Genomic DNA, 14,126 nt, shown 5'->3' on the forward strand with positions numbered 1-14,126 from the left:
GGTGGTTCCTGCATTCATCCGTACCGCACCGAGGACGATGACACTCCCCAGGCGTCACTTGGTTCCCGGCGGTATCCATGCCGCACAGACTACGCACCGTCAAAACCCGTCTAGCCCCGAAGTTCATACCAAACCGGGCAACTCGCCTCCTACGAATCGGTGATGTGATCCCGTTCACCGTCCCCCCTCTTGTCGCATGCGGAAGGCCGTTCTATCGTCTGGATGTATCGAGTCGATACATCAGCGCGAGATAAGCGAGAAGCGGAGAGGGGAGGCGACCATGAGCCGGCGTTCCGGGATCCTGGAGTTCGCCGTACTCGGTCTGCTCCGCGAATCACCGATGCACGGCTATGAGCTGCGCAAACGACTCAATACGTCCTTGGGTGTGTTCCGCGCCTTCAGCTACGGAACGCTGTACCCCTGCCTCAAGACGCTGGTCGCCAACGGCTGGTTGATCGAGGAACCGGGCAGCACGCCCGAGGACGCCCTCGCCGCTTCGCTCACCGGACGCCGCGCCAAGATCGTCTACCGGCTGACGGCGGAAGGTAAGGAGCACTTCGAGGAGCTGCTCTCGCAGACCGGCCCCGACGCGTACGAGGACGAGCACTTCGCCGCACGCTTCGCCTTCTTCGGGCAGACGTCGCGCGACGTACGCATGCGCGTGCTGGAGGGCCGCCGCAGCCGACTGGAGGAGCGCCTGGAGAAGATGCGCGCCTCCCTGGCGCGCACCCGGGAGCGCCTCGACGACTACACGCTCGAGCTCCAGCGCCACGGGATGGAGTCCGTGGAGCGCGAAGTGCGCTGGCTGAACGAGCTCATCGAGAGCGAGCGGGCCGGACGGGACCTCAAGGGTTCCGCCTCCGGGGGGACCGCTCAGCAGGACACCACATCTGGAGCGTCGGGCGGCCTGCCCCGGCCGGGGGACGACCCCCGGCCGGATCCGTCCGGCGACACCGCCACGTGAGTCCCACTCAGGGCCTCACTCGTACACACAGGGAGCAACCGGAATGGGTTCGGTTCGCGTAGCCATCGTCGGCGTGGGCAACTGCGCGGCGTCGCTGGTTCAGGGAGTCGAGTACTACAAGGACGCCGACCCGGCGTCCAAGGTCCCCGGCCTGATGCACGTCCAGTTCGGCGACTACCACGTCGGTGACGTCGAGTTCGTCGCCGCCTTCGACGTCGACGCGAAGAAGGTCGGCCTCGACCTCTCGGACGCCATCGGTGCCAGCGAGAACAACACCATCAAGATCTGCGACGTCCCGAACAAGGGCGTCACGGTCCAGCGCGGCCACACCCTCGACGGTCTCGGCAAGTACTACCGCCTGACCATCGAGGAGTCCGCCGAGGAGCCGGTCGACGTCGTCCAGATCCTCAAGGACAAGCAGGTCGACGTCCTCGTCTGCTACCTGCCCGTCGGCTCTGAGGACGCGGCGAAGTTCTACGCCCAGTGCGCCATCGACGCCAAGGTCGCCTTCGTCAACGCCCTTCCGGTCTTCATCGCCGGCACCAAGGAGTGGGCGGACAAGTTCACCGAGGCGGGCGTCCCGATCGTCGGTGACGACATCAAGTCGCAGGTCGGCGCCACCATCACGCACCGTGTGATGGCGAAGCTGTTCGAGGACCGCGGTGTCCGTCTCGAGCGCACCATGCAGCTCAACGTCGGCGGCAACATGGACTTCAAGAACATGCTGGAGCGCGACCGCCTCGAGTCCAAGAAGATCTCGAAGACCCAGGCCGTCACCTCGCAGATCCCGGACCGTGACCTGGGCGAGAAGAACGTCCACATCGGTCCGTCCGACTACGTGGCCTGGCTGGACGACCGCAAGTGGGCGTACGTCCGCCTCGAGGGCCGTGCCTTCGGCGACGTCCCGCTGAACCTGGAGTACAAGCTCGAGGTCTGGGACTCCCCGAACTCCGCCGGTGTCATCATCGACGCCCTGCGCGCCGCGAAGATCGCTAAGGACCGCGGCATCGGCGGCCCGATCCTGTCGGCCTCCTCGTACTTCATGAAGTCCCCGCCGGTTCAGTACTTCGACGACGAGGCGTACGAGAACGTCGAGAAGTTCATCCGCGGCGAGGTCGAGCGCTAGCCGACCGGCCACGCCGAAAACGCTCCTGCCAGGGCTGAGAGGGTCCCCGGGTTCTACGGCCCGGGGACCCTCCCTTGTGTGAGGCTGGGCCCCATGCCCGTCGTGCGTGACCTGCGTGTCCTGCTGCGCCTGCGGAACTTCCGGTGCCTGCTCGCCGTACGCCTGCTCTCCCAGGGTGCCGACGGTGTCTACCAGGTCGCGCTCGCCACCTACGTCGTCTTCGCCCCGGAGAAGCAGACCTCGGCCGCCGCGATCGCCTCGGCGATGGCGGTACTGCTGCTGCCGTACTCGCTGGTCGGCCCCTTCGCCGGGGTCCTGCTGGACCGCTGGCGGCGCCGCCAGGTCTTCGTGTACGGCAACCTGCTGCGCGCCCTGCTGGCGGCGGCCACCGCCCTGCTGATGCTCGACGGCGTCCCGGACGCGCTGTTCTACGTCTCCGCGCTGTGCGTCACCGCCGTCAACCGCTTCGTCCTCGCCGGCCTGTCCGCCGTACTGCCCCGTGTGGTCGACGCCGAGCGCCTGGTCATGGCCAACTCCCTCTCCCCGACCGCCGGAACGCTCGCCGCGACCGCCGGCGGCGGCCTCGCCTTCACCGTACGGCTGGCGGTGTCCGACTCCGATGCCGCGGTGGTCCTGCTGGGTGCCCTGCTGTACCTGTGCGCGGCCCTCGCGTCGCTGACCATGGCCGCCGGGCTGCTCGGCCCCGATCGGAAGGTGCCACGGCAACACCTGGGCGCGGTGCTCGCCGGCACCGCGCGGGAGCTGCTGGCGGGGGTGCGCCACCTCGCGTCGCCCCCGCGCCGGGAGGCCGCCTGGGCGCTGCTGTCGATGACGCTGATGCGCTTCTGCTACGGCGCGCTCCTGGTCATGCTGCTGATGCTGTGCCGGTACGCCCTCTCCTCGAACCCGGAAGACGGACTGCGCCTGCTGGGGCTGGCGTTGGGGATCTCCGGTGCGGGCTTCTTCGCGGCGGCCGTGGTGACCCCCTGGGCGGCCGGACGGCTCGGCCCAGGACGCTGGATCGTGGTGTGCGCCGCGTCCGCCGCGTTCCTGGAACCGGCTCTCGGCCTGCCTTTCGCCACCGTGCCCCTGCTGGCCGCCTCCTTCGTCCTGGGGCTGACCACGCAGGGCGCGAAGATCGCCACCGACACCGTCGTCCAGTCGTCCGTCGACGACGGCTTCCGGGGGCGGATCTTCTCCGTGTACGACGTGCTCTTCAACGTCGCCTTCGTCGGCGCCGCGGGGGTGGCCGCCCTGATGCTTCCACCGGACGGCCGTTCAGCGGTCCTGGTGGTTCTGGTCGCCCTGATCTACGGAGTGGTTGCTGCGACTATGGCCCGCTTTGGGTGCCGGTGAGTGTCACATCAAGGACACAGAGGCCCTCTCGGTTAGAGAGTTGTCAGTGGGAGCCGCTAACTTACGTGGGTCTTATTTCGCGCCATGCGCATCCACGTTCCAGCCATGCGCATCCACGTTCCAGGGGGACCCCGAGTGACTACTCCGCCGCCGCAGGGCCAGGCTCCGTACCCGCCGCAGGGCGGCCCGCAGCAGGGTCAGGCCCCGTACCCGCCCCAGCCCGGCTTCCCGCAGCAGGCCACCGCCCCCTACGCCCCGGTGCCGCCGGAGGCCCCGAAGCGCAAGGTCAGCTTTAAGACGATCAAGAACATCGTCCTCGTGCTGGCCGTCGCCGGGATGGCCATCGGCGGCTACATAGCCAGCCAGGACGACGCCGACACGGCGAAGGTCGGCGACTGCATGCACCGCGGCAGCACGAGCGACACCGACCCGGACCTCGAGGTCGTGGACTGCGGCTCGTCGAAGGCGCAGTACGTCGTGCTCGCCAAGATCAAGGGCTTGTACGCGACGGAGACCATGGCCTCGAGCAAGTGCGAGGCCGCGGCGAAGGACTTCCAGTACACGTACACCGAGTCCGGTGACGGCAGCGACTTCCTGCTCTGCCTGAAGGACAAGTAAGACCGAGGAAGGCCGGCAACCATGCCGATGCCGAGAGGGGCGGTGTTTCACGTGAAACACCGCCCCTCTTCATGTGCCGGCCGCATCGGAGGAGCGTGTTTCACGTGAAACATGCTCCTCCTCCATGGCCTCAGCTCTGCTCGGCCCACCACTCCTTGAGCGCCGCCATCGCGTCGTCGTGGCTCATGGGCCCGTTCTCCAGGCGCAGCTCCAGCATGTGCTTGTAGGCCTTGCCCACGACCGGGCCGGGGCCGACCCCCAGGATCTCCATGATCTGGTTGCCGTCGAGGTCCGGGCGGATCGCGTCGAGCTCCTCCTGCTCCTGGAGCTGGGCGATGCGCTCCTCCAGACCGTCGTAGGCGCGGGACAGTGCGGCCGCCTTGCGCTTGTTCCGTGTCGTGCAGTCGGAACGGGTCAGCTTGTGCAGACGGGTCAGGAGCGGGCCTCCGTCGCGGACGTAGCGCCGGACCGCCGAGTCCGTCCACTCGCCGGTGCCATAGCCGTGGAAGCGCAGATGGAGCTCGACCAGCCGGGAGACGTCTTTCACCAGCTCGTTGGAGTACTTCAGGGCCGTCATGCGCTTCTTGGTCATCTTCGCCCCGACCACCTCGTGGTGGTGGAACGAGACCCGTCCGTCCTTCTCGAAGCGGCGCGTGCGCGGCTTGCCGATGTCGTGCAGCAGCGCGGCCAGGCGGAGGGTCAGGTCGGGGCCCTCCTCCTCCAGCGCGATCGCCTGCTCCAGCACGATCAGCGTGTGCTCGTAGACGTCCTTGTGCCGGTGGTGCTCGTCGCTCTCCAGGCGCAGGGCGGGCAGCTCGGGCAGCACACGGTCCGCGAGGCCGGTGTCGACCAGCAGGGACAGTCCCTTGCGCGGCTGCGTGGAGAGGATCAGCTTGTTCAGCTCGTCCCGGACCCGCTCGGCCGACACGATCTCGATACGCCCGGCCATCTCGTTCATCGCGGTGACGACCTCGTCGGCCACCTCGAAGTCGAGCTGGGCGGCGAAGCGCGCGGCCCGCATCATCCGCAGCGGGTCGTCGGAGAAGGAGTCCTCGGGTGTCCCCGGGGTGCGCAGCACCCGCGCCGCCAGATCCTGCAGTCCGCCGTGCGGGTCGACGAACTCCTTCTCCGGCAGCGCGACGGCCATCGCGTTCACCGTGAAGTCTCGACGGACGAGGTCCTGCTCGATGGAGTCGCCGTACGACACCTCGGGCTTGCGCGAGGTGCGGTCGTACGCCTCCGACCGGTAGGTGGTCACCTCTACCTGGTAGCCGTCCTTCTGCGCCCCGACCGTGCCGAAGGCGATCCCGACCTCCCAGACCGCGTCCGCCCAGGGCCGCATGATCTTCAGTACGTCCTCGGGGCGGGCGTCGGTGGTGAAGTCCAGGTCGTTGCCGAGTCGGCCGAGCAGCGCGTCCCGCACCGAGCCGCCGACCAGAGCGAGCGAGAACCCGGCCTCCTGGAAGCGGCGGGCGAGGTCGTCGGCGACGGGAGCCACCCGCAGCAGTTCGCTCACCGCGCGCTGCTGCGCCTGACTCAGGGCGTTGGGAGTGTCTTCGTTGGCGTTCGGCACAACAGAAGAGGGTACGTGGCCCGGGCGCCCGGCAGCGCCCCCATTAAGCGCACGAGAACAGAGGCATGCGTTTCCTCACAAAGCCCGCCTTCGGCATTTACGTCCGTTCTCCTCTCTATACCGGAAATACGGGGCCGTCCGAGGCTCTCCCGCCGATCTTGCGGACCAGACCGCGGCACTTCCCCTCAGCGCACATCGTTACCATGCGTGGACGCACATTCCGACGACCACTGACGACGACGAGGGACGGGCGAGCGCGTGGCCGAGGCGGCAGACTTCCAGGGGATGACTCCCTCACCTGCCCGCCGCTGGTTGCGGCGCACCGGAGCACTGCTCGCCGGGGCGCCGCTGCTGGCCGGCCTGTTCCAGCTGCCCGCCGCCGCGCCTGCCCAGGCCGCCGCCGCCTCGGACACGGTGGACGTCTCCCTGGACACCCTCAGCCCCAACGCCCCCACCGACGGGGACACGCTGACCGTCTCCGGCACGGTGACCAACCACGGCAAGCAGGCGGTCACCGACGCCCACGTCGGTCTGCGGGTGGGCTCCCTGCTGGACACCAGGTCGGCGATCGACACCACCGCCAGTCACTCCGACGACCTCCAGACCTCCGTCGCCTCCGAGGTCGGCGGCAAGTACGTCCAGAAGTTCCCCAAGCTCACCCCGGGCGTCGCCCAGCACTTCAGCATCTCCGTACCGGTCGACAAGCTCGACCTCGGTCAGGACGGCGTCTACGAGTTCGGTGTCTCGCTCTCCGGCCGGACCTCCGCCCGGCCGTGGGACCAGGTGCTCGGCATCCAGCGGACGTTCCTGCCGTGGCAGCCGGACGAGGCCGACACCAGGACCAGGACCACGTATCTCTGGCCGCTGGTCTCCACCGCCCATGTGACGGCGAGGACGGGCGCCGGGGATCAGCAGCCGCCCGTCTTCCTCAACGACGATCTGGCCACGGACATCGCCCCGGGCGGCCGTCTGGCTCAGATGCTGGCGCTGGGCAAGGACCTCGACGTCACCTGGGTGATCGACCCGGACCTGCTGGCCTCCGTCGACGCGATGACGCGTACCTACAAGGTCCAGGGCGCGGGCGACACCACGACGCCCGGTACCCATCAGGCCGTCGCCAAGCAGTGGCTCGCCGACCTGCAGAAGGCCGTCGCCGGCAAGGAGGTCGTCGCCCTGCCGTTCGCCGACCCGGACCTGGCCTCCCTCGCCCACACCGGCACGAGCGTCACCGGGTCGCTGAGTCACCTCAAGGACGCCACCGACGTCGCCGCCACCACGGTGAAGTCCGTGCTGCACGTCACACCGAGCAACGACTTCGCCTGGCCCGTGGACGGCGCCGTCGACCCCTCGATCATGAAGGTCGCCACCTCGGCCGGCGCGGACAAAGTGATCGCCCGCAGCGACAGCCTCCGGGAGACCGGTGGCCTGCCCTACACGCCCTCCGCGGCCCGCCCGGTCGGCGGGGGCACCACGGCGGTGGACGCGGACGCCCGGATGTCCACGGCGTTCGAGGGCGACCTGACGAAGGCGGGCTCGGCCACGCTCGCCGTGCAGCAGTTCCTGGCCCAGAGCCTGGAGCTCGACCACCAGACGGACAAGCAGCGCAGCGTCGTCGTCGCCCCGCAGCGCATGCCGTCCGCCGCCCAGGCCCAGGCCATGGCCCAGGCCGTCAAGGCGCTCCAGGGCGGCAACTGGACGCAGTCGCAGGAGCTCACCGCGGCCGCCAAGGCCAAACCGGACCCCGGCGCCACCACCAGGATCCCGTCGACATCCGCATACCCCTCCGCGCTGCGCAAGCGCGAGCTGCCGCGGTCGGCCTTCGAGCAGATCGCGCGCACCGAGGACAAGCTCGAGAACTTCAAGGTGATCCTCACCGACGAGTCCCGGGTGGTGACCCCCTTCGGACGGGCCATAAACCGTGAGATGTCCACGTCGTGGCGGGACCGCAGCGGCTCGGCGGCCGGCTTCCGGCAGGGCGTGGAGACCTACCTCGACGACCTCGCCGAGCAGGTCAAGCTGATCGACAAGTCGGAGACGAAGCTCTCCGGCCGCAGCGCCACCATCCCGGTGACCGTCCAGAACAACCTCGTGCAGGGTGTCGACCACCTTCGCCTGCGGCTCACCTCCACGATGCCGACCCGCCTCAAGATCGGCGGCAAGGCCTATATGGAGCAGCCCGTCGAGGTCTCCGGCGGACACGCCCAGTCCGTGAAGTTCACCACCGCGGCCAATGCCAACGGCCGGGTGACGGTGATCGCCCAGCTGTACACGGAGGACGGGCAGGAGTACGGCGAAGCGGTGCAGTTCGACGTGAAGGTCACCGAGGTCACGCCCACCGTGATGCTGGTCATCGGCGGCGGTGTCCTGCTGCTCGTCCTCGCCGGATTCCGCATGTACACCCAGCGCAAGCGCGCCGCCGCCCGGCAGGCCGAGGACGACGGCCCCGACGAGGCGGGCGAGGACACCGACGGACCGGAGAACCCCGAGGGCCCCGGCGACCGTCTCACGCAGGAGTCCGACGCCCGCTCCCGGGCAGGCGACCCGGAGCAGCCGAGTGACCCGACACCGGACACCGCACCGGAAAGCACCGACCCGTCCTCGACGGGTGAGAGAGTGGACCGTTGAGCGATGTCGTGGCCGGTGGGCCCGGGGACGATGAGGTGGGGTAACCATGAATTCGCCGTACGACGGTGACCGCGGCCAGGCCGCGGCCGGCTCGGGCTACCCCGAGCCGCCGCCCGAGCCCGGCCAGGTGCCGCCGCAGCACGCGGCGGACATGTACCTCCAGGACGCCTACGAGCAGGACCCCTACCGGGCGCAGGACCTCTCCGCCCAGGACCCGGTCGCCGAGGCGCTCTACGACCGTGCCGCGCATCCCCCGCCGCCGCCCGGCACGTACCCGCAGCAGCAGCCGTACGCGCAGCCGGCCCAGTCGCCGTACGCCCCCGACCCGCGTGTGTGGGCGCAGACCCCGCCGCCGGAGCCGTCGGGCCCGACGCAGTACCTGCCGTACGGCGACGACCCCCGTACGACCCAGTTCGTGGGCGTCGACGACCTGGTCTCGCACTCCGGCGAGGAGTACCACGAGCCGGACGCCTTCGCGCACCTCTTCCGCGACCAGCAGCAGGGCGGCGGGCAGCCCTCGATGGACTCCCCGTCCGTACCCGGCCCGGCCGCCGCGCCGGGCGGTGCCGGCGGTACCCAGGAGCCCATGGGGCAGCACCCGGCGTCCCCGTACCCCGCCGCGGCCCACTCCGCGGGTCCCTACGCCTCGGCCTCGTACCCCCCGGCTCCGCCCACGGCCGACGCCTCCGGGTCCGGGCCCGCTCATGCCGCTCCCACCGGCCCGTCCGGCCCCACCGGCCCCGCCGCCTCCGAGGCCGCCGCTCCCGCCGCTCCGCCCGCCAAGAAGGGCGGCAAGGCCGCCGGTCTGCTGAAGTCCAGCGCCGTCATGGCGGCGGGCACGATGGTCTCCCGGCTCACCGGCTTCGTCCGCTCCGCGCTGATCGTCTCCGCACTGGGCCTCGGCTTCCTCGGCGACTCCTTCCAGGTCGCCTACCAGCTGCCGACCATGATCTACATCCTCACCGTCGGCGGTGGCCTCAACTCCGTCTTCGTACCGCAGCTGGTGCGGGCGATGAAGGAGGACGACGACGGCGGCGAGGCGTACGCCAACCGCCTGCTGACGCTCGTCATGGTGGCCCTGGCCGCGCTCACCGGGCTCGCGATGTTCGCCGCTCCGCTGCTGGTGCGGATGCTGTCCAACCCGGTCGCCACCAATCCGGCCGCCAACGATGTGGCGGTCACCTTCACCCGCTACTTCCTGCCCTCGATCTTCTTCATGGGCGTGCACGTGGTGATGGGTCAGATCCTCAACGCGCGCGGGAAGTTCGGCGCGATGATGTGGACCCCGGTCCTGAACAACATCGTCATCATCGTGACGCTCGGCATGTTCATCTGGGTGTACGGCAGCGCCGCCAACTCCCACATGACCGTCACCAACATCCCGGCGGAGGGCCAGCGGCTGCTCGGTGTCGGCGTGCTGCTCGGTCTGGTCGTCCAGGCCCTGGCCATGATCCCGTACCTGCGCGAGACCGGGTTCCGGCTGCGGCTGCGCTTCGACTGGAAGGGCCACGGCCTGGGCAAGGCCGCGATGCTCGCCAAGTGGACGGTGCTGTTCGTCCTCGCCAACCAGGCCGGCGCCATGATCGTGACCCAGCTGTCCACCGCCGCCGGTAAGGACGCCGGGGTCGCGGGCACCGGCTTCGCCGCCTACGCCAACGCCCAGCTGATCTGGGGCCTGCCGCAGGCCATCATCACCGTCTCCCTGATGGCCGCCCTGCTGCCGCGCATCTCGCGCTCGGCCGCCGAGGGCGACGGCGGCGCCGTCCGCGACGACATCTCCCAGGGTCTGCGCACGACCGCGGTCGCGATCGTGCCCATCGCCTTCGGCTTCCTCTCGCTCGGCATCCCGATGTGCACGCTGATCTTCGGCTCCTCGGGCACCAGCGAGGCCACCAACATGGGCTACATGCTGATGGCCTTCGGCCTCGGCCTGATCCCGTACTCGGTGCAGTACGTCGTCCTGCGCGCCTTCTACGCCTACGAGGACACCCGCACCCCCTTCTACAACACCGTCATCGTGGCCGCGGTCAACGCGGGCGTGTCGGCGGCCTGTTACTTCGTGCTTCCCGCCCGCTGGGCCGTGGCCGGCATGGCCGCCGCATACGGTCTCGCCTACGCGATCGGCGTGGGCGTCGCCTGGAAGCGGCTGCGCAAGCGGCTCGGCGGCGACCTGGACGGCGCCCGCGTCCTGCGGACCTACGCGAGGCTGTGCATCGCTTCCGTACCGGCCGCCCTGCTCAGTGGTGCGGCCTGCTACGGAATCGGCCACACTCTCGGCCAGGGCGTCATCGGTTCCTTCGCCGCGCTGCTGGCCGGCGGAGTCGTCCTGCTCGGCGTCTTCTTCGTGGCCGCCCGACGCATGCGCATCGAGGAGCTCAACTCCCTCGTGGGTATGGTGCGCGGGCGTCTGGGGCGCTGAGGAGGGGTACGCGCACAACCATCGTCCGCCATCGTGTGTCGTGCATAGCGGCGGACTGTGGGCACAATTGGTTTCGGCGTCGGACAGGGTGCAACGATGGGGAGGCAGGGAACGACGGTGGCGGAACGGAGCACGGCTGCCGTCGACGTGGCAGGCAACAGCGGTGACGAGCCGCTGACCGCCAAGGCGGACCAGTCCACGGCCGACGGGGTGGCCCAAGACCCGGAGCGGGACACGGACAGCGACGAGGCGGAGGTGAACGGCGGGACGGACGGTCCTGGAAAGGCATCGCCTCCAGAACTGCACAGCGGTCACAAGCTCGCCAGACGCTACCGCCTCGAGGAGTGCCTCACCCGTCTGGACGGATTCAGCAGCTGGCGAGCGGTGGACGAGAAACTCCGTCGCGCCGTCGGCGTCCATGTCCTGCCCGCGGACCACGCGCGGGCCCGTTCGGTGCTGGCCGCGGCCCGCTCCTCGGCACTGCTCGGCGATCCCCGCTTCGTCCAGGTCCTGGACGCCGTCGAGGAGAACGACCTCGTGTACGTCGTGCACGAGTGGCTGCCCGACGCCACCGAGCTGTCCACGCTCCTGTCCGCCGGGCCGCTGGAGCCGCACGACGCCTACCAGATGGTCAGCCAGGTCTCCTCCGCCATGGCCGCCGCCCACCGGGAGGGCCTCGCCCATCTGCGCCTCAACCCGAACGCCGTGCTGCGCGCCTCGACCGGTCAGTGGCGCATCCGTGGCCTGGCGGTGAACGCGGCGCTGCGCGGCATCAGCTCCGACACCCCGCAGCGCACCGACACCGAGGCGATCGGCGCCCTGCTGTACGCGGCGCTGACCCAGCGCTGGCCCTACGAGAACGACGCGTACGGCCTGTCCGGCCTGCCCAAGGACATCGGTCTGATCCCGCCGGACCAGGTGCGCGCCGGGGTCCACCGCGGGCTGTCCGAGCTCGCCATGCGCGCGCTCGCCAACGACGGGGCCACCGCCTCCCGGCACGAGTCGCCGTGCACGACACCGGAGGAGCTGGTGAAGGCGATCGGCGAGATGCCGCGCATCCGCCCGCCGGAGCCCGCGTTCACGGCGCCGCCCGAGTACCAGCGCACCACCTACCAGCAGGGCACGTACGGCCGCCCGTCCCCGCACCCCGGCGCCCCCCAGCCGATGACGACCCCGCCGCCCCCGCTCCAGAGCCGCACCGGCAAGGCCCTGAAGTGGGCGGTCTCCGCCCTTCTCATCGCCGCTCTGGGCCTGGGCAGCTGGCAGCTCGCGGACGCCCTGATGCACGGCAACAAGTCCGAGGACACGCCGACCACGCAGACCACGGACGGGGGCGGCAAGAGCCCCAAGAAGCCGACGCCCAGCAAGCCGATCACCATCAGCAAGGCCTGGGACTTCGACCCCTTCGCCGACCAGTCCGAGAAACCGGCCGACATAGGGAAGGTCTACGACAACAGCACTGCCACCTACTGGCAGACGGACTTCTACCTGAGCCCGGAATTCGGCAACCTGAAGTCGGGCGTCGGCGTCATCCTCGACCTCGGCAAGGTCCAGCAGGTCGGGAAGGTGACCGTCACCTTCGTGGGGGACACCTCGGTCGAACTCCGTAGCGCGGGCGCGGACGCGGGCTCCCGGCCGACCTCCTTCGACGCCTTCACCAAGGTCGCCGAGGGATCCGGGACCACCGTGCAACTCAAGCCCGGTAAGTCCCTCAAGTCGCGGTACCTCCTCGTGTGGTTGACCAAGCTGCCGTTGCAGCCGGACGACGGCAAGTGGCGTGGCAGGGTGGCGGACATCAAGGTGGCCAGCTGAGGCTGGATTCCTGCCGGGAAGTCCGTAAGGTTTGCCCCGAGGGGAGGGGCGGATGGCAGATGGCGCCCGATACGGCGACGCACGGGACGAGGATCTCCTCGCCCGCCACGTTGGAGGTGACCCCGATGCCTTCGGCGAGATCGTGCGGCGGCATCGGGACCGGCTGTGGGCCGTGGCGTTGCGGACGCTGGGGGACCGCGAGGAGGCCGCTGACGCGGTCCAGGACGCCCTGGTGTCCGCCTACCGGGCCGCGCACACCTTCCGGGGGCAGTCGGCCGTCACGACCTGGCTGCACCGGATCACGGTGAACGCCTGCCTGGACCGCGCCCGCAAGGCGGCGTCACGCAAGACCGCTCCCGTCGACGACACCGAACGCCTGGAACAACTGCTGGAACCGCACGAGGAGGCCTCCGCGCCGGCCGAGCGCAACGACCTGCACCGCCAGCTCCTCGAAGCCCTCGGCACCCTCCCTCCCGACCAGCGCGCCGCCCTCGTCCTGGTGGACATGCAGGGCTACCCCGTCGCGGAGGCCGCCCGCGTCCTGGACGTGCCGACCGGCACGGTGAAGAGCCGTTGCGCCCGAGGCAGAGCCAGACTCCTGCCACTCCTCTCCCACCTGCGGCCGGAAAACTCCGGGGACGGTAAAGAGCCGGTCCAGGAGCGGAACCGGACGCAGGGGACATCCGTCCCACCCGCAGCGGGATCTCAGGACACTGTGAAGGACGGAGGTGGTCGAGCGTGACTTCCACGACAGACACGGCCGGGCACCCGGACGTCGCGGAAATCTCCGACCTCACCGAGGGTCTTCTCCCGCCGTCCCGGACCGAGGACATACGGCGGCACCTTGAGGAGTGCGGGCTGTGTGCCGACGTCCACACCTCCCTGGAAGAGATCCGGGGGCTGCTGGGCATCCTGCCGGAGCCGACCTCCATGCCCGCCGATGTCGCCGCCCGCATTGACGCGGCCCTCGCCGCCGAGGCTCCGCCGACTCATGTTTCACGTGAAACACCGGCCCCGGCAGACCGCCCCGCCGGACGCCCGCACGCGGCGACCGGCCCGGGCCGCAAGGATCGCGGGCGTGGGCGTCGCCGCAGGACCGCCGTCCTGGGCGCCGTCCTCACGGCCGCCGTCCTGGGCGCCGGGACCCTGTTCCTGCAGTCACTCGGCCACGACAACAAGCCCGGCACGACCGCCCACGGCACGACCAGCTCCGCCGGTACCTTCTCCGGGAGCGACCTCGAGAGCCAGGTGGACGGCCTTCTCTCCACCGGCAAGAGCTCGCAGCGGGGCTCGGAGAAGCCACGCAAGGGGATCGAGTCCCAGCCCAACAGTCCCGGTTCGGCGGAAAGCCCCAACACCCTGATACAGACCTCCGTCCCCGTCCCGGACTGCATCCGGCTGGGCATCCACGGCGGCGGAGACGTCCTCGGCGCCAAGACAGGCACATACGAAGGAAAGAGCGCCTTCCTCGTCGTGCTGTCCGACACCTCCGACCGCACCCGGGTCACGGCCTATGTCGTCGACGCGTCCTGTGTGGGCCGACAGCCCGTCTCGCCGGGCAAGGTCCTGCTGAAGCAGTCCCTCGCGCGTCCCTGAACACGTCCCCGCACCCAGTTGTGCTTCGTCTCCCCCC

10 protein-coding genes are annotated in these 14,126 nt (G+C 69.9%); 9 read left to right on the top strand and 1 reads right to left on the bottom strand.

Features of this window, described 5'->3' with window-relative positions; genetic code table 11:
* Positions 1–280 precede the first annotated feature (280 nt).
* The 4 genes from ACZ7L0_RS15275 to ACZ7L0_RS15290 all read left to right on the top strand — a co-directional run bounded on the left by ACZ7L0_RS15275 (position 281) and on the right by ACZ7L0_RS15290 (position 4,064).
* Positions 281–964 carry a PadR family transcriptional regulator gene (locus ACZ7L0_RS15275; RefSeq protein WP_471242923.1) on the top strand — a complete coding sequence of 228 codons (684 nt, stop codon included), beginning with the start codon at positions 281–283 and terminating at the stop codon, positions 962–964.
* A gap of 43 nt (positions 965–1,007) precedes the next feature.
* Positions 1,008–2,090 carry an inositol-3-phosphate synthase gene (locus tag ACZ7L0_RS15280; protein ID WP_471242924.1) on the top strand — a complete coding sequence of 361 codons (1,083 nt, stop codon included), beginning with the start codon at positions 1,008–1,010 and terminating at the stop codon, positions 2,088–2,090.
* A gap of 93 nt (positions 2,091–2,183) precedes the next feature.
* Positions 2,184–3,446 carry an MFS transporter gene (locus ACZ7L0_RS15285; RefSeq protein ID WP_471242925.1) on the top strand — a complete coding sequence of 421 codons (1,263 nt, stop codon included), beginning with the start codon at positions 2,184–2,186 and terminating at the stop codon, positions 3,444–3,446.
* A gap of 135 nt (positions 3,447–3,581) precedes the next feature.
* Positions 3,582–4,064 carry an LppU/SCO3897 family protein gene (locus tag ACZ7L0_RS15290; RefSeq protein ID WP_471242926.1) on the top strand — a complete coding sequence of 161 codons (483 nt, stop codon included), beginning with the start codon at positions 3,582–3,584 and terminating at the stop codon, positions 4,062–4,064.
* A 130-nt stretch (positions 4,065–4,194) separates the two neighbouring features.
* On the opposite strand, the gene ACZ7L0_RS15295 is transcribed toward ACZ7L0_RS15290, so the two are convergent.
* Positions 4,195–5,637 carry a CCA tRNA nucleotidyltransferase gene (locus ACZ7L0_RS15295; protein WP_471242927.1) on the bottom strand — a complete coding sequence of 481 codons (1,443 nt, stop codon included), beginning with the start codon at positions 5,635–5,637 and terminating at the stop codon, positions 4,195–4,197.
* 258 nt (positions 5,638–5,895) lie between these two features.
* Between ACZ7L0_RS15295 and ACZ7L0_RS15300 the strand changes: the two genes are divergently transcribed.
* The 5 genes from ACZ7L0_RS15300 to ACZ7L0_RS15320 all read left to right on the top strand — a co-directional run bounded on the left by ACZ7L0_RS15300 (position 5,896) and on the right by ACZ7L0_RS15320 (position 14,089).
* Positions 5,896–8,262 (top strand): DUF6049 family protein, encoded by a 2,367-nt coding sequence (locus ACZ7L0_RS15300; protein WP_471242928.1) that lies wholly within the window; start codon positions 5,896–5,898, stop codon positions 8,260–8,262.
* Between the two features lie 46 nt (positions 8,263–8,308).
* Entirely contained in the window at positions 8,309–10,681 is a 2,373-nt protein-coding gene (murJ, locus tag ACZ7L0_RS15305) for a murein biosynthesis integral membrane protein MurJ (protein WP_471242929.1), read from the top strand.
* Between the two features lie 117 nt (positions 10,682–10,798).
* Positions 10,799–12,493, top strand: coding sequence for a protein kinase family protein (locus tag ACZ7L0_RS15310; RefSeq protein WP_471242930.1), 1,695 nt, complete (start codon positions 10,799–10,801; stop codon positions 12,491–12,493).
* Positions 12,494–12,545: 52 nt separating this feature from the next.
* Positions 12,546–13,235 carry an RNA polymerase sigma factor SigM gene (gene sigM, locus ACZ7L0_RS15315; protein WP_471242931.1) on the top strand — a complete coding sequence of 230 codons (690 nt, stop codon included), beginning with the start codon at positions 12,546–12,548 and terminating at the stop codon, positions 13,233–13,235.
* The gene (locus ACZ7L0_RS15320) at positions 13,232–14,089 is read left to right on the top strand and encodes a hypothetical protein (protein WP_471242932.1); all 858 of its coding nucleotides are present in this window, start codon (positions 13,232–13,234) and stop codon (positions 14,087–14,089) included. Before sigM ends, ACZ7L0_RS15320 begins: the two co-directional genes overlap by 4 nt.
* Positions 14,090–14,126: the final 37 nt, after the last annotated feature.

Source organism: Streptomyces sp. NPDC039424, from assembly GCF_055639495.1.